This is a genomic window from Peptococcus niger, assembly GCF_900101835.1.
GTDB lineage: Bacteria > Bacillota > Peptococcia > Peptococcales > Peptococcaceae > Peptococcus > Peptococcus niger.
In genome coordinates, this window is sequence record NZ_FNAF01000006.1 from 22,363 (window position 1) to 43,577 (window position 21,215).

The 21,215-nt window shown below is 48.9% G+C and carries 18 protein-coding genes; 1 reads left to right on the forward strand and 17 read right to left on the reverse strand.

Annotation, left to right across the window (positions count from 1 at the left end; translation table 11 throughout):
• Positions 1-188: 188 nt before the first annotated feature.
• The 8 genes from dsrM to BLQ16_RS05880 are packed head-to-tail and all read right to left on the reverse strand — an operon-like array spanning position 189 to position 7,973.
• A complete protein-coding gene (gene dsrM / locus BLQ16_RS05845; RefSeq protein ID WP_091791811.1) occupies positions 189-1,253 on the reverse strand; it encodes a sulfate reduction electron transfer complex DsrMKJOP subunit DsrM in 1,065 nt (354 codons plus the stop codon).
• A complete protein-coding gene (gene dsrP, locus BLQ16_RS05850; protein ID WP_091791812.1) occupies positions 1,253-2,563 on the reverse strand; it encodes a sulfate reduction electron transfer complex DsrMKJOP subunit DsrP in 1,311 nt (436 codons plus the stop codon). The genes dsrM and dsrP overlap by 1 nt, the downstream gene beginning before the upstream one ends.
• Complete coding sequence (dsrO, locus tag BLQ16_RS05855; RefSeq protein ID WP_091791813.1) at positions 2,560-3,354, reverse strand: sulfate reduction electron transfer complex DsrMKJOP subunit DsrO; 795 nt, start codon at positions 3,352-3,354, stop codon at positions 2,560-2,562. The genes dsrP and dsrO overlap by 4 nt, the downstream gene beginning before the upstream one ends.
• Complete coding sequence (dsrJ, locus tag BLQ16_RS05860; RefSeq protein WP_091791814.1) at positions 3,354-3,797, reverse strand: sulfate reduction electron transfer complex DsrMKJOP subunit DsrJ; 444 nt, start codon at positions 3,795-3,797, stop codon at positions 3,354-3,356. The genes dsrO and dsrJ overlap by 1 nt, the downstream gene beginning before the upstream one ends.
• A complete protein-coding gene (gene dsrK / locus BLQ16_RS05865; protein ID WP_091791815.1) occupies positions 3,790-5,415 on the reverse strand; it encodes a sulfate reduction electron transfer complex DsrMKJOP subunit DsrK in 1,626 nt (541 codons plus the stop codon). Before dsrK ends, dsrJ begins: the two co-directional genes overlap by 8 nt.
• A gap of 4 nt (positions 5,416-5,419) precedes the next feature.
• The gene (locus BLQ16_RS05870; RefSeq protein ID WP_091791816.1) at positions 5,420-6,046 is read right to left on the reverse strand and encodes an RsbRD N-terminal domain-containing protein; all 627 of its coding nucleotides are present in this window, start codon (positions 6,044-6,046) and stop codon (positions 5,420-5,422) included.
• Positions 6,047-6,061: 15 nt separating this feature from the next.
• Entirely contained in the window at positions 6,062-6,835 is a 774-nt protein-coding gene (gene ccsA, locus BLQ16_RS05875) for a cytochrome c biogenesis protein CcsA (protein ID WP_091791817.1), read from the reverse strand.
• Entirely contained in the window at positions 6,828-7,973 is a 1,146-nt protein-coding gene (locus BLQ16_RS05880) for a cytochrome c biogenesis ResB family protein (RefSeq protein ID WP_091791818.1), read from the reverse strand. Before BLQ16_RS05880 ends, ccsA begins: the two co-directional genes overlap by 8 nt.
• A gap of 411 nt (positions 7,974-8,384) precedes the next feature.
• Here BLQ16_RS05880 and BLQ16_RS05885 point away from each other — a divergent pair, with 411 nt between their 5' ends.
• A complete protein-coding gene (locus BLQ16_RS05885) occupies positions 8,385-10,604 on the forward strand; it encodes a YhgE/Pip domain-containing protein (protein ID WP_091791819.1) in 2,220 nt (739 codons plus the stop codon).
• 121 nt (positions 10,605-10,725) lie between these two features.
• On the opposite strand, the gene BLQ16_RS05890 is transcribed toward BLQ16_RS05885, so the two are convergent.
• From BLQ16_RS05890 to BLQ16_RS05930, 9 genes are all read right to left on the reverse strand, one after another.
• A complete protein-coding gene (locus BLQ16_RS05890; RefSeq protein ID WP_091791820.1) occupies positions 10,726-11,118 on the reverse strand; it encodes a metal-dependent transcriptional regulator in 393 nt (130 codons plus the stop codon).
• Positions 11,102-11,893, reverse strand: coding sequence for a prolipoprotein diacylglyceryl transferase (gene lgt, locus BLQ16_RS05895; RefSeq protein ID WP_091791821.1), 792 nt, complete (start codon positions 11,891-11,893; stop codon positions 11,102-11,104). Before lgt ends, BLQ16_RS05890 begins: the two co-directional genes overlap by 17 nt.
• A 102-nt stretch (positions 11,894-11,995) precedes the next feature.
• Complete coding sequence (gene pheT / locus BLQ16_RS05900; protein WP_091791822.1) at positions 11,996-14,425, reverse strand: phenylalanine--tRNA ligase subunit beta; 2,430 nt, start codon at positions 14,423-14,425, stop codon at positions 11,996-11,998.
• On the reverse strand, positions 14,419-15,456 hold the full coding sequence (gene pheS, locus BLQ16_RS05905) for a phenylalanine--tRNA ligase subunit alpha (RefSeq protein WP_091791823.1): 1,038 nt from the start codon (positions 15,454-15,456) through the stop codon (positions 14,419-14,421). Before pheS ends, pheT begins: the two co-directional genes overlap by 7 nt.
• Positions 15,457-15,851: 395 nt before the next feature.
• Positions 15,852-17,723: an aryl-sulfate sulfotransferase gene (locus BLQ16_RS05910; RefSeq protein WP_091791824.1), complete on the reverse strand. Its 1,872-nt coding sequence runs from the start codon at positions 17,721-17,723 to the stop codon at positions 15,852-15,854.
• A gap of 370 nt (positions 17,724-18,093) precedes the next feature.
• The gene (locus BLQ16_RS05915) at positions 18,094-18,819 is read right to left on the reverse strand and encodes a MerR family transcriptional regulator (protein ID WP_091791825.1); all 726 of its coding nucleotides are present in this window, start codon (positions 18,817-18,819) and stop codon (positions 18,094-18,096) included.
• Positions 18,820-19,027: 208 nt separating this feature from the next.
• Positions 19,028-19,477 (reverse strand): methionine--tRNA ligase, encoded by a 450-nt coding sequence (locus tag BLQ16_RS05920; RefSeq protein ID WP_091791826.1) that lies wholly within the window; start codon positions 19,475-19,477, stop codon positions 19,028-19,030.
• A 460-nt stretch (positions 19,478-19,937) separates the two neighbouring features.
• On the reverse strand, positions 19,938-20,228 hold the full coding sequence (locus BLQ16_RS05925) for a DUF3847 domain-containing protein (RefSeq protein WP_091791827.1): 291 nt from the start codon (positions 20,226-20,228) through the stop codon (positions 19,938-19,940).
• A gap of 65 nt (positions 20,229-20,293) precedes the next feature.
• Positions 20,294-21,214 (reverse strand): toll/interleukin-1 receptor domain-containing protein, encoded by a 921-nt coding sequence (locus BLQ16_RS05930; protein WP_091791828.1) that lies wholly within the window; start codon positions 21,212-21,214, stop codon positions 20,294-20,296.
• Between the last annotated feature and the right edge of the window lies 1 nt (position 21,215).

The window sequence follows — 21,215 nt, forward strand, 5'->3', positions numbered from 1 at the left end:
TGTCTACTATTAGTTGGTTTTGTAAAAAACACAGCCCCTTTTTCCTCCCCTCTCCCAGCTCCGACATTTTGCCGGGACCACTGGCCGCCGGCCCCCCTTCTCAATGCCCTCAAATCATGCTGGTAAAGAAAAAACACCGCCAGCCCTCTGTCAGGGAATGGCGGTGTCTTATTGAGCAAGGCTAGGCGTCAACCAAGGGACTCTTCCAAGGCCTTGCGTTCTGCTTCTTTTTCAGCTTCCGCTTCTTCAATGGTTTTTTCAACGGGTACGCCGAATTTCACCATACGATCGCGGAATTCATCTTCATAGTCTGCATAGCTGTGGAATTCAACAACCGGGTTCCACGGATTCACGTGGCGCACTTCACGGCTGTTGGTGCACATATTGCGTGTCGGGCTCATGAATACGCCAACGGCATGCATCAATTTACCCCAGGGGAAATAGATGAGGAGGGTGCAGACCAGAGTCAGGTGAATGTAGAAAAATACGTTAAGCGTTCCTGCAGCCGGTACCACTGGGTGGAAGGTCATCAACCCGACCATCACTTCCCGAATGCCGGTGACATCTACGCGCGTCGCTCCTGCATAGCGCATGGCCATGCCGCTGCAACCGATGCCAAGCAAAAGGACCAGCGGGAAATAGTCATTGAGCATGCTGATATAGCGCACCTTATGCAAGCACAGACGACGCAGCAATAACAAGCCGACGCCGGCAAAGAACATAAAGCCGGTAATATAATAATGGTGCAAGTCAATCAAAATGAAACCGTCGATTTTATCCAAGGCAGTGATAAGCCCCGGCACTTTAGCGGTAAAGAACCGCAGGTGGCGCAGCAGGGTGAAGAAAAAGCCCCAGTGAAATAAAATGGCAAAAATCCAAAGCCATTTTTCCCATTGATAGGTCAAGTTCCCATCTTTTTCCAGGGTCGCTTTGCTGTTGCGGAAAAGGGACCGGAAAAAGACCACTTCCAGGAACATCCGGAAGTACAAAGCCGGTCTTGACCGCGGACATTCAATCGGATTCCATTTGATAAAGTCCAAACTTTTTGATTGACCGCAGGTGGTGGCAATATTAAACGGTACCGGTGATTTGCCCCAGTTGGCAATGCGATAGGCCACGCCAATCACAAAAATTGCAAATGCCAAATACGGCAGCACAACTGCAAAAAGGCCGGTCAGACCCATAAGACCGGCGCCGACAGCGGCGATCAGGGCCAAGACAAGGACAATCACACAAGCAGTAATGAATCCCATTATTCAGCCTCCTTTTCATCCGTATCTTCCGCATCATCAGACGCTTCCGGTTCCGGCACATAACGCGGGCGGGTATCCACATAGGTGCCGCCACGACGATTCAAATCGTAGGCCAGTTGGCCACGGTCGTATTTATGCGGAAAGGCTTCTTCATCTTGTTCATATTTAACGACCAAGACCATCTTCACCAATAAGCTGAAAACGAGAATGCCGATGGCAAAAATCCCGATGATGATGAGAATTTCCGCCAATCCGGGAATATAGCTAACGATTTCACCAAACGGATTTTCAGATAGTCCGCCAACAATAAAGGTCAGACCTTTTTCAAGGTAGAGGGCAATAAACATGCTGGCAGCGCCAACGCCCATGGTGGCGTAATTGTAACGGAACTTCTTAGGCAGCATCAGCACCAGCGCAAGGGCTGCCGTAATCCAGAATACCGTCAAAAAGGGAACCCATTGGCTTTTCCCGTCCAAGCCGAAGAAAAGATAGGTCAAGGTCACCTTGTGGGCCGGCACATTGGAATAGTAGGCGGTGAAAAACTCACCGGCAACCATAATGAGAATGGCGACAAAGGCATAGGTTGCTGTCGTGGCCAACATTCTCAGGGCTTTTTCACTGACATGAAAATCGGTCAGGCGTTTGAGCAAGAGGCAGATTAAAATGATCAGGGCCGGACCGCCGGCAAAGGCCCCTGCTAAAAATTTAACCGGTAATACAGCAGATAAAAAGTAGTGGCGGCTCGGCAGGCCGGCATAAAGAAAGGCCGATACGATGCTGACGGCAAAGGCCGACGGCACGGATAAGATAGCCAGGCCTTTGACCCATTTCTTAATTGGAAGGCCTTTATTCTCCGCCTGTAAAACTTGATAACCCACAATAAAGCTGATCACCAGGTAGAGGGGAATAACCACCGCATCCCAGCAAAGCATGGAAGAGGGCAGCCAATACAGCCACACGTTCAACATTTTTTGCGGTACCCCTACGTCAACAACGACAAAGAGGAGGCCCATCAGAGCGGTTGTCACCGCCAAAAACTGAGCAAGCACGGTAATGCGACCGTATTCTTTTACATTGTGGAAATAGTAGGGCAGGATCACCATGGCACTACCGGCTCCGATACCGACGAAAAAGGCCAGATGGCTGATGTAGAGCCCCCAAGAAATATCTCGAGACAGCCCGGTCACCTGAAAGCCTTGGGTCATCTGGTAGCCGTAAGCGGCACAGCCGACGGCAATGATGACGAGTAAGAAACAGATCCACGCCCAGTAGCGTTTTCCGGAACGCTTAACAAAGGTTTTTTCAATCATGCTTCTTCCCCTCCTTTCAGGTTAACCCGATAAAAGACCTTCGGTTCCGTACCATAACCCGGTTCCCGCGCAATGACCATTTCACTGGCCACCGCCTTGGCGATTTCCGAGTTGGGATCGTCTAAATCACCAAACAGGATGGCGCCATGGGCTTCTTCCACACAAATGGGCAGTTGCCCCTTGGCCAAACGTTCTACGCAAAAATCGCATTTTTCAACGACGCCCTTGCTGCGCGTCGGGTATTCCGGGTTGATTTCTTTGATGTACGGACGCGGATCGACGAAGTTGAAGCTCCGGCTTCCGTAGGGGCAGGCAGCCATACAGTTACGGCAGCCGATGCACCGGTGCATGTCCTGAATGACAATGCCTTCTTTATTGGTAAAAGTGGCCTGGGTCGGGCAAACTTTGACGCAAATCGGTTTGCGGCACTGGTTGCACAGGGAGGCCATTGGCAGGTTACGCCATTTATCGCTCAAGGCAGGGCTGACTTCACTGTGGAAAAGGGCTTCAAAGGGCTCTTCCCAAATCCATTTGATCTCGTGCTTTTTATCGGGGATATCCGGCACGTTATGGGCCTTATGGCAAGCGGCACGCATACGGTTAATATCGCCTTCGGAAAGTTTATCCGAATCGATTAGCATGCCCCAATTTTTGCTTTTGGCAGCGTTTGCAGGGGCAACAAAGTCGCCACCGCCGATGCCTTTTGTCTTGACCCCGCAACCGGCGAGTAAGCCCATGCCGGCTGTGGCAGCAGATAATTTTAGAAATTGTCTTCTGGAAATTTTAGCCATTATTGGTCACCTCCGGATGTGACGCCCGCTTTTAAGGCGCCGCCATTCTTAGCTGTAGGCTCCACATGGCAAGTCCAGCAATTAGGCGTAACGTCATTGTAATCGTGGCACTTCTTGCAAAAGTCCTCATAGTTGCTGTGACATTCCAGGCAGGTGTTCTGCAGGGACACCTCATATTTGGTCCCGTCCGGTGCCACAAATTCACGATTACCATCGCGGATGGCTTGTTCTTTCCATTGAGCCAGGATTTCCATGTGATGGGTGCGCATGTACTCTGCATCATAAATGCAATGCGCATCATCGCCCATGGCTTTAATGGCCGGCGTGTCATAGCTCATTTCAGGCGCAGCAGCGTCAGCGCCGCGACCGATGTTGAGCCAGAGCGGGGTGGTTACCACCAGGATAAACACCACGATACCGATAACGATATTGCGCTTATTCATGGCCAACCTCCTCCATCACCGGATCCTGATTCTGCAAGGGTTCAAAGCGCAGGTTTTCTTCCCGCTCTTTTTCCCCCTTCATGATCAAGGCATTGCCGAGCAATTCATGGACGCCGCACACATCAACGCCGGGAACCCAATAATCCATCAATGGGGGCAGGGCTGCCCGGTCAATGGCGCAAACGCAGGCCAACATATTGACCCCGTATTTTTCACGCACATGACGGACTGCATTGGCACGTGGGAAACCGCCCCGCATACGCAGTTCCATATTTTCTTCCGCATTCAAACCGGCCCCGGAGCCGCAGCAGAAGGTTTTTTCACGAATGGTATCTTCCGGCATTTCATGCCATTCGCACACATGGTCCATAATGTAACGGGGTTCTTCCAAAAGTCCCATGGCCCGTGCCGGGTTACAGGAATCATGGTAAGTGGCAATAATGCCCTTGTTGCGAGACGGGTCCAGTTTAATTTTATTGTGCCGTAAGCAGTCGGCGGTAAATTCTGTAACGTGAATCATCTTCGTAGAAGCAGCGTTTTCAAAGACAGTCCCCGTAATCGGATTTTTCGGCACTTCCAAGAAGTCTGCCGGGCCATTCATGGTGTTCATGTACTGGTGAACGACCCGCCACATATGGCCGCACTCACCACCAATGATGAACTTCACGCCCAGGCGTTTAGCTTCTGCGTAAATTTTTTGATTAAGCCGCTTGGCCATTTCATTGGACGTGAAAAGGCCAAAGTTCCCACCTTCAGAGGTAAAGGTGCTGACCGTATAGTCAAGTCCCAGTTCGTGGAAGAGCATCAATTGACCCATGAGGGTATAGTTCCCTGGTGCCGCAAAAATGTCCCCACTGGGCGGTACGTATAAAATTTCCGCCCCTTTCCGGTTATAAGATAATTCCAATTTAACACCGGTGATATCTTCAATGTCCTCCAGCATCATGTCGTAGCTGTCAACAATACCGTGAGGCTGGATACCTAAGTGGTTGCCTTTTTCAAAGCAGTTGGATACCGGGGTGATAACCCAGTCGATGTTGAGCCCGACCAGGTTCAGAAGCTCGCGGCCCAGCATGGTGATTTCTGCGGTATCAATACCATAAGGGCAGAAAACTGAGCAACGACGACATTCTGAGCACTGGAAGAAATAATAGAACCACTCTTTTAAAACGTCTTCCGTCAATTCACGGGCCCCGACCATTTTGGCCATGAGTTTTCCGGCCAGGGTAAACTCTTTTCGATAGACACTGCGCAGCAGTTCGGCCCGCAGCACCGGCATGTTTTTCGGATCCCCGGTGCCCAAGAAATAGTGACACTTGTCAGAGCAAGCGCCGCAGCGCACACAGCAATCCATAAATACTTTCAGTGAGCGGAAGCGATCCAGTCGATCGCGTAAACCATTCAGAATAATGGTTTGCCAATCTGCCGGAAGCTTCCAGTCGTCATCAGGCACACGCCAGTCTCGTGCATTCGGCAGACTGATTTTCTCCACACTTTCAGTCTTACCGGCATGGCAGAAAAAACCTTCTCTAATCTCGGTTTTTGTCTTCATCCACGAGGTTCTCGGCGGGTTAAAACTGATGTTCAGCAGGTCTTCCGGCTTTGGAAGTTTTGCCATATCATTACACCCCTTTACTCTCGTCCGATTGGGAAGGGCGCGCTGACGGACAACTGCTGCAAGCAGCACCGCCATCCTCCCCTATCGTACTTGCACAACGCATAAAATCCTCCATGTCCAAAGCTTGATCCAATAAGTTGGCGCGCACCAAAATATCGTTATTGGCTTTGATTTGAGCCAGACGCATTTCATAAATTTGAACGCGCCGCTCAAGATAAACATCAAAAGCATACAGGGTCACGGTGTCCAGAGCATCAAAAAAATCAATAAGTTCTTCGGTTGCCACCTGACACTTGCCCTTAGGGCAAACCGCCCGCATGACCACCTGCTTAAATGCCGGAAAGACACTGGCCGCTTTAGACGGTGCCACATCCTGCACAGCTTTAATGGCCATAATGTTGGACACTTGCGCCAAGATGACCTCCTCATCAGGGGCATCCTGCAGCAATTCTGCCAATAAGGCCGTCAAGCTGTCGTAAATGGTTTGCCCCACCGGATTATCAAATCCGCCGGTCACCTTTTCAAAAAACGGCCGGCCCGTCTCAGGATAGGCCGACAGCGCCAGCTTAAACCATTCATCCCGCAGCGCCTTTTGGTGCGTCTGCAAGAATTCTTTAAGCCTCTGCATCATGCCACCTCCTCCTTGTTACAGATAACTGTGGAGGCCCGGCAGGAGATAACTCACGCCGAAAAATGTAAACACCACCACAGCAAAGCCGAGTATATTTAAAACGGCCGCTTTCTTATTGCGCCAGCCGCTGACGCGCAAATGTAGATAGAGCGCATAGACCAACCAGGTCACCAGTGCCCAAACTTCTTTCCAGTCCCAACTCCAAAAACTCCCCCAGGCGTATTCTGCCCACACCGAGCCGGTGACCAGCATCACAGTAAGCAGGGGTAGGCCTAAAAGCACCAGCCGGTAGGCCCATTCATCCAGTTTAATTGTTGTGCTGTCCATGGGACGTGCGGCAATCACCGCTGAGAGCACAAAGGACACGGTAAGCACACTGTAAGAAAACATGGCTGACAGCACATGGACCGACAGCCAGGGCGACCGGAGTGCCGGCGCCATGGGCGTCACCGTCTGATTCTGAGATAAAAGCCAAGCCCCCAGGATGCCCACCATCAAGCTGAGCAGGACTGATACGGCCGGCAACTGTAAGCGACGTAACAGAAGTATATTAAATAGAAAGAGTACCGCACAGAGCCAGAGGCAAAAATCCAACCCGCTGCCCAAAGGCAAGTGCCCCACCTGTATACCACGCACAACGATAATGCCCGCAGTGGCCACAAAGCCTAAGGCAGCCGCAATGGTTGCCAAATTTGTACCGACACTTCGTTTTGATAAGGCACCGCCCAGGGCCGTGCAAATGGCCAGGACCAATGGCGCCGCCATAAGTAAATGTTGCCAATTAATCATTACTTGTCACATCCTTCAAGGTCAAAGCCTGCGACAATCTTCGCCGCGTATGGCCCTTGGCGTCCAACCAAATAGACACTGCACCGGTCGCGTCAATCCGCGCGCCCAGGGCCGCATAGCGTCCCATCAGCATCATCAAAGAGGCCAGCGCCGCCAGGACAAAGCCGCTAAAGACAGCAATAACGCCATGCCCGTATTTTAATTCTAAAACCGTATACTCCAAGGGCCGCAGATAAGTCAACCGGGTACCGTCTGCCAGGTTTAAACCGGCTTTCGGCCGCAGCGCTTCTTGACGAATCATCTTACCGGCCCGGTCAAATTGCATAAATAAAAGGGCCCGGTCGCCCATGGTTTGCACCATAAAATGCCCATCCGGCAGGGGAATTTTTTGCTCTTCCGGAAAAGCATAGGTCCCGCTAAGCTCTGCCCTAGGGCCATCCAACTGCATTTGAAAGCGTTTGCCGTAGCCCATTTGATAGACGGACAAGCCGCTCTTTTTATAAGGATGGTTAACCTGCGTCGTGCCGACGTCAACTGTTTTCCCCTTGGCAAAAAGTTCAAAATCCGTTCGCCAATTGGCCACCTGTCCCTTGTCATCATACTCTGTGGCAAAAGATTTAACGGCCAAGTCACTGATACCGCTGGCCTCAGCAATCTTTTCCGGAAGGGCCTGCACATCGCCAGCCGCAACCTGCATCGTTGCCTTGACCCCGAAAGAGGACAAGACCGCCCCGGCAATGATGATCAAGATGGCCACATGCAGCACATGCGGCGCCATCAGTGCCAGACGCCCCCGCACCGCATAAAGCACCGTATCCTCGCCATCTTTTGTTTCGTGAAGAGAGAAACGCTCCTGCTTCAAAAGAGCATGCAAGTCTTCGGACGTCATATCGACTGAAACAAAGCCACTTTTTTTTGCAGCTATATCTGACACCTGCCGTCGCAGACGCCTAATCAGCGCCGGCCACAATTGAACCGTGCAAGTTAAAAGGTTCACAAAAAAAATGGCAACAACGGCTAAAAAGGGTCGAGATGTAAAGACATCCGGCTGGTCAAAAATCGTTGCCGAGACCGCCATGCCCGCTAAAGTCGCAATCAAAATGACGGCCAGCCGTATTGATGAAATAAACTTTAACATGTTTCCTCCGATGCATATTTCAAAAGCATCGACGCTTTTTAAGAATTCATGACGAAAAGCGTACTTTGGTCATTATATCATGTACCGAAAGGCTTTAACAAGGTTTCGTCCCTTCTAAACAGATATTCCTAAAATTATTTCTTATGTCATCCATTAGTTAAATTATAGTCGATTATAGCTTTTCTATTAAATTCAACCAGCTATTGTGAATTATGGTGCAGCCCCTCGCTTCCTCCGATGGACAAGGGGCGCGTTTTGGCAATCCCTGCAACAGAAATCCATTCCTATAGGGCTGGTCTCTTGTCCAATCAATATACAGCGTGTATACTGATACTGTTATTTGTCTTCCTAACCGATAGATAAAATCTTTTAAAAAAATCACCTGCTCAAGGTGATAAAAGAAGGGAACCTATGCGTTACTATAAAGATTTATATATTAGTCCAAAAGAAATCCATACCTTATTTTCTGCACAAATGCGAGCCATTGCCCATTCTAAAGGGACCTTATTTATTCTGGCAGGCTTGATCATCCTGCCCAGTTTTTATGCCTGGTTCAACATTTACTCGGTATGGGATCCCTATAGCAAAACGGAAAATTTAAAAGTGGCTGTGGTCAATGACGATGCCGGCTATACCTTCCATGACGATAACGATCAAATACCGCGATCCGTGTCGATTAATGCCGGAGATATGCTGGTCGTGGAGTTAAATAAAAACCGTAAATTTGACTGGCAGTTTGTTTCTCGAGAAAAAGCCATGAAGGGCGTTAAAGACGGCCGTTACTATGCGGCTATTGTAATCAGCAAGGATTTTAGTAAAAATTTAACGAGTTTTACCAAAGAACAACCGACACGGGGTAAAATTCATTTTTATGTCAATGAAAAGATCAATGCCATCAGCCCTAAAGTTACGGAAACGGGCATGAATACCCTCCAATCCGAGATTGATAAATCTTTTACCGCCTCCATTTCTGAGGTGGTTTTAAATGGCTTGGCGGATTTTGATGACCGGTATATCCAAATCAAGCCGACATTAATTCGCATGATCGATACCTTAGACCTGATAAATAATCAGATGAGTAACTTCGAGCTCCGTTTAAGCGATTATGAAAAAGCCCTCCAAAATCTCAATAATTTTACGCAGGAGGCCAAAGACAAAATACCCGAAAACATACAAAGAACAAGGGACTTGCAAGCCCTTACTTTAAATGCCCAAAATACCCTTTTAGCCGGCAAAAATGATCTTTACACCATCGAAAATTTATTAAACGAACAATTGTCCAGTTTACCGACAGAAGTAGGTAGTTTAAACAATGATATCCGCGCTTTATCACGGTTGGCAGATGACCAATCACAGGTGGCGGAAAAATACCTGAACCGCTTAAGCGACCGTGCCGATGCCCTTTCCAAGCGGGCAGACGATAATCGGCGCGACCTGATCCGTCTACAAAATATTCTACCGGTCAAGCTGGCGCATTTGGATCAATTGATTGACCGCCTGGATATCCTATCAAAAAAGGCGGAAGAATTTTCTCAAGACGTACATGGGTTTAAGGAGGCCCTCCATTGCGGAAACCTCAACCTTAACGATGCAACAAACCGGCTCATTAACTTAAGTGACATATTAGAAGAAACGGCTGAAGAAACTCGCGATCTTTACAAGGAGCAAATCCGTCCGAATATTACCACAGGCATTGACCTAATGGTTAGCGCCCTAGACCAGACCTACCTTAGTCTAAATAATTTATCTGATTTTATGATCAAGTCAAGCGACCTGCTGGGAGACAGCATTATCTTAAATGCGAACGGCCAGGCAGCCATTATGGAACTTCGCCCCATCTTGGACGCTACTGAAACAGGTATTGAGGCTGCCCGCACAAAAGCAGACAAGCTTAAAAATGACTCGCAATTTAACCGGGCCACAGAAATCATTAAACAAGACATTGCCTCACGCGCCAATTTTATCGCTAATCCGGTAGATGTCCAAAAAAAGGAACTTTACCATCTGGGCAATTACGGGTCTGCAATGGCACCCTTTTACACGATTCTCGCCCTATGGGTCGGCGCCATGCTTACCATGTCCATGGTAAGCCCTGTTAATATAAAGGGCCTGGAGCTTTTACCCCATGCACAATTTGCGGATATGTACGTGTCACGAATGTTGCTCTTTGTCTTGATTGCAATTTTCCAAGGGGCTATTGTTAGCTTGGGGAATTTATTCCTCCTAGGCATTACAGTGATGCATCCATGGTTATATGTTCTTGCGTCATTGGCCATTTCCGCCATATTCGGTTGCTTTGTTTTTTCCTTGATTTTTACCTTTGGGAATTTGGGCAAGGCCATTGCCATTATTTTCCTGGTCTTGCAAATTTCTGCCGGCGGTGGCACCTTCCCGGTGGAAATGATGCCGCGCTTTTTCCGGGTCATCCACCCCATCCTTCCCTTCACCTATGCCATCAGCCTCTTGCGTGAGCTCTCGGCCGGCATCAATCCACCAGCGGTGCGAACGGATATTTTAGCCCTGGCCACCGTTCCTATTTTCTCCTTTCTCATGGTGCTGATATTTGGCCCCTCCCTCCGCCATATTGTCCACCGGCTGGAGAAGGCCATCAAAAACGGCGGCCTGGAATAATCCGCTGGCCTTGCTGGAGCGGATGCTACCGCTAAGCTGCCAACCTGACCCATAGCAATCAAAAAGATGGCGTTATCGCTTTAAACTCAAGCGATAACGCCATCTTTTTTTATAAAGAGCTTTACTTTTCCAGTAAATGGGCTTCCAGTTTGCCGGATAATTTATCTACCGTTTCTTGACTGACAATGTGTTCAATGCGGCAGGCATCCTGTTCAGCCGTTTCCGGACTAACATCCAAAAGGGTGATGAGGGCTTCTTTAATCAAAAGGTGGCGCTTGTAAACAGCCTCTGCTTTTTTCAAGCCTTCCTCTGTCAGATGGATGTATTTTTTCTTATCCATCTGAATGAAGCCCTTTTCCGCTAAAATTTTCATGGCACGGCTAATGGAAGGCTTAGAGTAATTCATCGCATTGGCCACATCAATGCTCTTAACGTCGCCCTGGCGATTTTGCAAGCGTAAGATACATTCCAAATAATCTTCACCGGATTCGTAAATTTCATCGTTCGTGCTCATGTTTTTCCTTCCTTTCATGAGTAGAAGCCGCCAATGGCTTTTCGCGGCGGCGCCGTATGACCAACAAGGTCCCTGCACCGACCAGAATCACCAGGCTGATGACTTGTGCCATGCGCAAGGGGCCAAGCATTAAGCTGTCCGTTCGGAAACCTTCAATGACAAAACGTCCTGCGGAATAATACATCAAATAGATGAGGGCCACTTCCCCTTCACGATGACGCTGGCTGCGGGAAATTGCCATCAAAATCCCAAATCCAACCACATTCCAGATGGATTCGTACAAAAAGGTCGGGTGGTGCCATTGGCCGTTGATGTTAATCGCCCAGGGCACTTTTGCCTTATCCACTGCGTAGCCATAGGCCTCATGGTTAAAGAAGTTTCCCCAGCGGCCGATGGCTTGCCCCAAAATCATCCATGGCGCAATGATATCCGCCAGTTGCCAAAAGCGGAAACGGTAGTGGCGGGCCCCTAAAAAGAGCACCGCTGTGCCGGCTAAAATCCCGCCGTGAATGGCCAATCCACCGTGCCAAATGGCCGGAATCTCTGCCATATGGGCCGCATAGTAGGACCAGTTAAAGAGGACATAATACAAGCGGGCCCCCAAGATGGCGAATAAAATCATCGCCATGACAATATTATAGTAGTGGTCTTCATTCAAGCCAGCCTTTTTCACGCTGCGCCCGGTCATGGTCAGCCCGATGATAAAGGCGGCGGCAATCAAAAGGCCGTACCAGCGCACCGCTAAGGGCCCTATTTCAAATGCAATGGGATCCACTGTATCTCCTTTCAGCCACCCTGTCGCCTCATCTGCTCGCAAGGCGGTAACATGTTTCACTTACCCGAAAATGACAGACCAAAAACCGCCAGTCACCTGGGGCTATTCACGAACGGTGGCCCCCAAATCACGACAGGCGGCAATGATGGCAGCCATGTCTTTTTCCACCATTTCATCGGTTAAGGTTTGTGCATTATTTTGAAAGGCCAGGCTGTAGGCCATAGAGGCCATGCCCTGGGCCACTTGTTCCCCGTCATAACGGTCAAAAAGGGTCACAGACTTTAGGTCTTCCGAGGCGGCTGCTTGAATGGCATGAACGATGGCCTCATGGCTGATGGCCGTCGGCACCACCAGGGCCAGGTCCCGCATGATGGCCGGATACCGGCTGGGGGTAACAGCGGCCGGCGCCTGTAATTTTTGGGCGTAAAGGGGCATCAGGTTTAATTCGCAGGCATAGATGTCCTCGCTCAAACCGTAATTCTGACAAACCGTCGGATGAATTTGACCGGCGACACCCAAGGGAAGGTCATGCCAGTAGACCGTTGCCGTGCGGCCGGGATGCCAGCTGGGGTCATCATCACGCACTTCCCAGCGTAAACCGTCAAGGTCTAAGCGGGCAAAGAACTGTTCAATGAGCCCTTTCAAGTAATAAAAGTCGTAGTTTTTGCGGCTGCCGAGCCAATCTTTGGCGCTGCCCCCTTCTAAGGCAATGACCAGGTGGTCTTCTTCAGTGGCCAGGTGGTGGGCAACCAGTTCGCCGTCTGCGCAGTAGGTATTGGCCAGTTCAAAAATGGCCACATCCGCCACTTGGTGGCTCCGGTTGACCCGGATCGTTTCCAAGATGCTGTGCAATAGGGTGGTGCGCATCACAGCCAATTGAGCAGACAAGGGGTTACCGATGGCAATGACCTGGCGACGGGGGTCATCAGGGCTAAGCGCCAATTGATCGGCAAAATCCTCTTGAACAAAGCTGTAGGTCAGCACCTCATGCAGGCCTGCCGATGCCAAATGACGGGTAACCGTTTCCCGAAGCCGCTGCTGCTCGGTCAAGCCGCCCGGATTGGTGCTGCCGAACGGCAGGGTTTCAGGGATATTGTCATACCCGTAGAAACGGGCAATTTCTTCAATCAAATCTTCTTCAAGGCTGACGTCCATCCGCCAATCGGGCACTTGAACGGTAAGGCCTTCAGCATCCCGGGAAAGGAGTTTAAATTGCAGGCGGTCCAGATAATTGACCATTTCATCGGCCGGCAGGTCCGTGCCTAAAATGGCATTGGCGCGTGCAAATCGCAGGGGGACCACGGTTGCGGCTTTCTCGGCCGGGTACTTGTCCACCGCCGGGGTCACCACAGTGGCACCGGCCAAGCGTTCAAATAAAGCCGCCGCCCGGCAAGCCGCCGTTTGTACGCCCTTAATCGACACGCCTTTTTCATTGCGAATAGACGCTTCCGTCCGCAGGCCCAAGTGCTGGGCGGTCCGGCGCAGGTTTCGCGGTTCAAAGTAGGCGCTTTCCAGGAAAATATTGCGGGTCTGGTCTTTGACTTCCGTATTTTCGCCGCCCATAACGCCGGCAATGCCCACGGCGCGATCCTGGTCGCAAATTAAGAGCATCTCCTCGGTCAAGGCCCGGCTCACCCCATCCAGGGTCACGATGGTTTCCCCATCCTTTGCCCGGCGGACGATAATCTCACGACCGGCAATGTCTTCTTCATCAAAAGCGTGCAAGGGCTGGCCGGTTTCCAGCATGACATAGTTGGTAATGTCGACCAAGAGGCCCAGGGGCCGCATACCGGCCGCTTGCAACCGCTGTTCCATCCAAATGGGCGACCGGCCAGCCTGGACATTGAGCAGCCGGGTCCCGATGTAGCGATGGCAAAGTTCCGGCGCTTCAACCCGGACGTCGATGCCCTCATCCGCTGCCGGCTGCCCATTGAAAGCGATGTCCAGGGGCCGCACCGGGCGACCCAGCAAGGCGCCCACTTCCCGGGCCACATTATACACCGATAGGCAGTCAGACCGGTTCGGCGTCAAATCCAAGTCATAAATCACATCATCTAAGCCCAGATAGGTCACCGCGTTCTCGCCCAAGGGGGCATCCGCCGGCAAGACCCGGATCCCGTCTTTATCCGCCGGCGCCACCAGGGCATCGTCCACGCCCAGCTCCTGCATGGAGCAAATCATCCCATTGGACAAAACGCCGCGCAGTTTGGCCTTTTTAATTTTAAAATCGCCCGGCAAGACAGCGCCCACTTGGGCAAAGCAAACCTTTTGACCGGCGGCCACATTCGGGGCCCCGCACACCACTTGAACAGGTTCTCCGCTACCAAGGGAAACCTGGCACAGGTGCAAATGATCCGAATCCGGCAGCGGTTCACAGGTCAACACTTCAGCCACCACAACCCCGCTGATGCCCTTGGCCGGATAAGCCAAGCCGCCGATTTCCACACCGGCCCGGGTGATGATTTCCGCCAAGGCTTCAGGCGTTTCTGTAATGTTCACATATTCTTTTAACCAATTATAGGATACTAACATAAGCCCTCCTTGAACTGAGACAAGAACCGCAAATCGCCGCCGAAGAAGAGGCGCAAGTCATCAATACCATACTTAATCATGGCAATGCGTTCCACGCCCATCCCAAAGGCAAAACCGCTCACCTTAGACGGGTCATAGCCCCCATAACGGAGGACATTCGGATGCACCATCCCGCTGCCTAAAATTTCCAGCCAGCCGGTATGGCTGCATACCCGACAGCCCTTGCCGCCGCAATTCACGCATGAAATATCCACTTCACAGGATGGCTCAGTAAAGGGGAAATAGGAGGGTCTCAGACGAATTTGGACGCTTTCATCAAACATCTGGTGAATAAAGCTCAAAAGAACCCCCTTGAGGTCTCCCATGGTAATGCCCTCATCCACACACAGGCCTTCAATTTGGTGAAACATCGGCGAATGGGTGGCGTCATCATCCCGGCGGTAAACCTTGCCCGGGCAGATAATTTTAACCGGTGCCAGGCCGCCCTTGTGTTCCATGGTGCGCACTTGTACCGGCGATGTTTGGGTCCGCAAGAGGACATTCGGGTTAATGTAAAAGGTATCCTGCATGTCCCGCGCCGGGTGGTCTTTTGATAAGTTCAAGGCTTCAAAGTTATAATAATCGCTTTCAATTTCCGGTCCATGGGCCACTTCAAAGCCCAAGCCGGCAAAAATCCGCTCTGCATCACGGATGACCTGGGTCAGCGGATGCACAGAGCCCACCGGAAAGGCCCGGCCGGGCATGGTGATGTCAATTTTTTCCGCTGTCAACCGAGCCTCTAGCGCAGCCGAGGCCAATTGGGTCTGTTTTTCCTCCAATGCCACACCGATGGCATCGCGCACCTCATTGGCCAGCTGACCGATGATGGGGCGTTCTTCCTTGGAAAGCTTGCCCATCCCCTTTAAAATGGACGTCACCTTTCCCTTTTTGCCCATGTAACCAATCCGCACCTCATTTAGTGCGGCCACCGTCGTACAACGATCAATATCCGCAAGGGCCTCTTCACGAATGGCCTGTAATTGCTCCTTCACAGTAATCCTCCTTTGGTCAATAAAAAAAGCGCCCCGTCCAAAGGGACGAAGCGCTCGCGGTACCACCCTGATTATTTCCGAACTGTCGGAAATCACTTGCCGGCATTAACGCTGCCTCACGTCGGCACCTACCCGTCTGAAAGATTTCAGCGCCGACCGCTCCCGGGGGAAAGCCTCGGGCACTCCTGCCAAAAGGGTCTCAACCCAGCCCTTTCTCTCTGTGACAGTCACATGCCTCCGACACCCGATCACTGCGGAAATTTACCTGTAGTTTAGCACAAATGGCCAGCCCGTGCAAGCCGAGAAAAAGCCATCCGCCGATGGCCCTTGCTGCGCCCGACCGACACCGCACCATTCAAAAAGCACCCGGCTTATGCCGGGTGCTCCTAAACCGCTTACATCCGAACGGTATAACCGGTATCGTACCGTTTGCCGTCCACATCAAGGTAAACATCGTATTGGCCGCCTTCCAGGCCCTCACGATGAATGTAAAATTGGAAATCGTTGTCGTTTTCTTCTTCAAAGGCCACACAAGCAGCGGTCACATCGTGGACCTCTGTGGGCACATTGTAGAAGTGGTCCTTGTCACCGCGCAATTCAACGATGACCTCGCTGCCTTCACGGAACATGGCCCGGAAAGCCAACCGGTCTTCTTCCAATTCCATTTTCAATTCATGAACCGCCGGTACCTCGCCGGCATCCTTAAAGTTGACCTTCATAAACTCAGAGCTGACGCCGAGAGATCCCAACAATTGCCCCTTGCCAAGCACCAGATTGGTCTGCTCGTCATAGAGGGACAGGCGACGCGCCCGGTAATAGTTCCCCCCTTCAACAATCATCCGGAATTTCACTTCATCGTTCAGAAGCTCAACCGTTTCACTCCACAGTCTCAGGTGAACGTGGGGATAAGAGTTCAAAAGGGAAGCCCCCAATACGTCCGTATGCTCACCGCGATAGGTGGCAATCCCGCCGGAATGGACCATGTAATGCCCATCGGCGTAGTATTCGGTGTTGCAAATGTAGGGTGAGTAGAATTCTGCCCCCCGTTCTTTACCGTATTCCCAGACCTGTTCAATTTCCATTTTATCTGTATCAATCCGGTAAATAACCCCGCGAGAGAAGTTATCGCCCGGTTGGACCCGGTTCTCTTCCTTCTTCGCCCGGTAAGTCCCATTGTCAAAGAGGAAGACATCACCATTCGGCAAGATGCTGGCGGCGTGCTGTTCATACTGCCAATCAAAATCGCCCTTGGTCACATTTTTAAAGAAGTATTTTTGATAGTCTTCCGGCCAGGTTTCCGGGTCACCGAGGATCCAGTTCAACTTGCCGGTGTCGTAGTCAAAGTTAATGACAGCGTCTTTATGACGACCGCTCATGGTAATGGAGTCGGTCGGTTTATCATACCAGACAGCATTATTGTGGAACCAGTCATGGTGGTTCCAGTCCCCGGCATCGCCGCCCTCACGCGGCAGGATTTCTCTCAGATCCCAGGATTTTAAAATCTTGCCCGTCTCCCGGTCAACTTCTACAACATAGTCTTCCACCGAGTCTTCAAAGTCAAGGTCCGATGCACACAGCAAATGCCCGTTTTCCATTTCAAATACATCATGGTGGAAGCCGCCGGGCAGACGGTACTCTTTATAAATTTTCCCGCTCATGTCCAGCTCGCAAATCCCGATGGTGTAATAGGGCTTCTCCACCGTCCGGTGAGAGGTGTATAAAAGCCGGCCATTCTCTGCTTTTTTAATGTCCCAACTTTGCAGGTTCGTATTCATCCAGCGCACATCACCGGCATAGTCCACTGCAATGCTGCGGCAGGATTCAATCAAGGGCGTCGTTGCAGAAATAAACATCACATCATGACCGAAGTAGTCTGGTGTCGTTTCCATGAGAGAAGCCCGGTTGATGTTTTGTTCTTCAACCGCCAATTTCACTTCAGAAACACGGCCATCAGCCAGTTTTAATTCAATGGTGTTCTCATAGTCATCATACAAACCGTACACCGGCAACACGTGCTCTTTAGCCGCCGGGAAGGTATGGCCCATGTCCGCTTCCGGGGTTTTCCCCTTCACCGTCAAGGTTACTGCAGTTTCCGTTTCAGTGGTAAAGCAGACCACTGCCGCCAAGGGGTTGATCAGGTACGGATTGGCCTTTACATAAGGCTTATCAAAGGTGTAATTGCCCTCGCGAAAGGCCTTCAAAAAAGCTTGCTCAGACTCATATTGCTCAGTAATTAAATGTTTGGTTTCTTGTAATTCGGTTCTCAAACCATTCACTCCTTAATGGATTATGCCTTCAGCAAACCCTCATCTGACACACTGCCAAGACTGGCAGCCTTTATATTGAGTATAGCATAATTCCCCTATTTATGGAAGACAATAGAGCTTGCATAAAATACGACAATACCGCTATATACACCGTCTATACAAGAACCCTTTCCCAAAAAAGCACCGGCCCCTCAAAAAGAGGATTCCCCCGAAGCAAACCGTCCGACTCAGCGCTTCCCGTTAACAAAAGCACGGTAAAGAATCCAAGCCGGCAACAAGCATACGGCCAGCACAAGGGTAAACAACCCGCCACCGGCTACCACTGGCTTAAGCATCAATCTTCACTCCTTTCCCCAGACTAAACAACCACTCACCGACAATAATAGGCCACTGCTTTAGCAACAAAAGCCGCCGTCCCCTTTCCTGCCGCATGGTCAATATTCTCTGCAAATTCACCACCGGAGGCATACATCTGACCAAGCCCTTTCAGGACTTCTGATGAGCATGGATAAAAATGCTCCGAAATATAGTCTTGCAGTTTTTTCACCTGCAGCTGGACATCAGGCGCCGCAGGTCCTTGGGCCTGCAGTTTGCCAATGGCCACAAAGATAAGCATCAGATGCTGCCATACCAACTCTTGGTCTTCAGATGAACGGTCTTTACTCTTTTCTTCAAAGGCCTTATATTCCAAGGTCTGGCCCCACTTTTCTTTAGCTTGTTGCGCATACCTGTCCATTTTTGTTTTGTCAAATACGCTAAAATCCATTTGGTTCACCCCTGATAATTTTATTTGGCGAGCAAAATCAATAAGGCGCTCAAGATGCTCTTTTTTCATGCATAAGAGCTCAATTTGCTGCGATAGCGCCTGATGCCAATCAAAATCAGGCGCATCCATAATGGCCTTAATGTCTTTTAGTGAGAATTCCAATTCCTTAAACAGCAAAATCTGCTGCAGCCGTTCAATAGCCCTATCGTCATAGAGCCGATAGCCTGCCGCCGTATGCGCCGTTGGCGGCAAAAGGCCTATCGTATCATAGTATTGCAGCGTGCGTATGCTCACACCTGTTCGCCGGCAAACATCATTTACCGTCATCATTGTCATTCCCCCTCTCGCTAAGTATAGACTAAGCCATCACGTAGCGTAAGGGTCAACCCTTTTTAGCAAAATTTATCTAAAAATCACCCGCCCTGGGACCATCTGCAACAAGACCCATTGACCCGCTAAGCAAGCCGGCATTGATTGCCGGTGAACTTCTGCTGATGGCATAAAAAACAGGCAGCTTCAATGAAGCTGCCTGTGGGGTTTAGTAGAGTTTAGCGCCTGCGGGGATGTGGTCATCCACCATGAGGAGGTGGAGTTTTTCTTTGCCCTCTTCTTGATGAACGGCGCTGATTAACATGCCGCAGGAGTCAATGCCCATCATGGCGCGCGGCGGCAGGTTGGTGATGGCGATGCAGGTCTTGCCGATAAGGTCTTCCGGCTCATAGTAGGGGTGAATGCCGCTTAAAATGGTGCGGTCGGTGCCGCTGCCGTCATCTAAGGTAAATTGTAAAAGTTTCTTGGATTTGGGCACCGGGACGCAGTCCAGCACTTTAACGGCGCGGAAGTCTGACCGGCTGAAGGTTTCAAAGTCGACCTGATCTTTAAACAGCGGGTCAATTTCCACTTTGGAAAAGTCAATTTTGTCAGGCGCTGACGGGGCGGCGGGGGCTTGTATTTCTTTTTTCCCCTTGCCATCGGCCAGGGGTTTCATGGTTGGGAAAATCCCCTTTACTTTAGATAATTGTCTAAATCTCTATAAAAGTCTATTTTTTGGTACTTCTACATTTACGACAATTTGCTAACTCTCTATAAGTGCCTATAGATTTCTAGCAAATTGTCGTAAATTTGTCGTAAGCTGTCGTAAATTCTAAAATATAAATTTCATCGCTTTTTCAAATTCCCCCATCTGTTCTACCTTAAAATCTATAGAATAGAAAAAGCCGACTACTGAATTAATTTTTGTTGTTTCAGTATGTCGGCTTAATTGTTTTGTTCATTTCAAATTTTAAAAGTCAAGGGCGAGCCTTAGCGAGTTTATTTACCCTTGACTTTTAAAAAGCGAATGATTGTTGCTCCCTGCAAGGGTTTGGCTCCGCAGGACGCAAGCACCCTTTAGGGTGTATAATTGCGCCCTTAGAAAATCTAAGGGAGATTTGATTATTTTATTTTCCTTAATTTTCTCTCATTATTTTTAGTGTTTCTTTAAATTCTTTTGTCTTTGTTGCTTCTTCTAGTAGGATTTTTATTTCTTCATCCGTTAGTTCTTCTGCATTTTCTATAAGGCTTTCTAAGATTGCTCCTCTTGTTATTAGCCTATGAGTTCTTTCTTTTCTTTTTTTCACTATGTCTTGTTTTAATATCTTTTGTTCTTGATTTTTTAGTTGCCTTAGTCTTTCTTCTGTATCGTTTATTTTTTCTTTTATTTCTTTTGATTCTTGTCTTATCTGATCTAATTTTTTCATACTAATCTCCTTTCTTGTAATAAAAAAGAGATAACATTTCTGCTATCCCTTTCAAAGTGTCACAATTAAAATTTTAAGTCTTTTGAAATATCTTCTATATTTCTATAATGATTTTCTATTTCTTCTTGCTTCTTTCTTTTTAATTGTTCTTCTCTTCTTCTATATTGTTTTTCTTCTTCATTTGTTTTTTCTACACACAAGATTAAGGTATCTCTATGATATTGTTTTACCTCTTCGATTGTTGTTCCATCTAAAATGATTTTATCAGATTCAACTCTAGCTATTCCAGGTCTATGCATTGATGTAAAACTTGGTGGGTAATTCCAATTTCTTAAAAACAATTCAGACCATGTGCTAGTTGGTTTGCTAGATAATCTAAAATGGATTCTATACAAAGCAGAACCTCTTGTTCCATCATTTTTTGGCAAGGTAACTTCATTTGTTATAATGCCCACTATTTTTATATCCTCTCCCTCAATTGTTATTGGTTCATATTCATCAACATAATATGGTCTTATACCTACTTTAGGTTTCTTTTTAACTTTAAATATTGATGCAATAAGATCCTTATATGAATCTTCATTAAATGGATTACCTCTTAAATCTATTGCAAGTTTTCCATCTAGGTAAGTAGGCAAAGCTGAATTAAAATCTCCTTGTCTAATGACTGGAATAAACTTCCTATCATTGTGATTATTGTAGAGTTCCGCAGATATTATATGACTTTCATAACCTACACCTTTTTCTCTATTATCAGCTTTCCTTTTATACTCTTCAGTGCAAATTATAATTACATAATCACTATCTCTTATCGAGCTTTCCATAAATTTTGGAAGTCTATCCCCTGGACTTACATCATAGCTATCTATTATGGCTTCAATACCATCTGCTAACAATTTATCTGCTAGAGATTTAACCCAATCAGAGTGTTCTTTGCTTTCCCACGAATATAATATAAATACTTTTGGAATATTGTTTTCTATCATT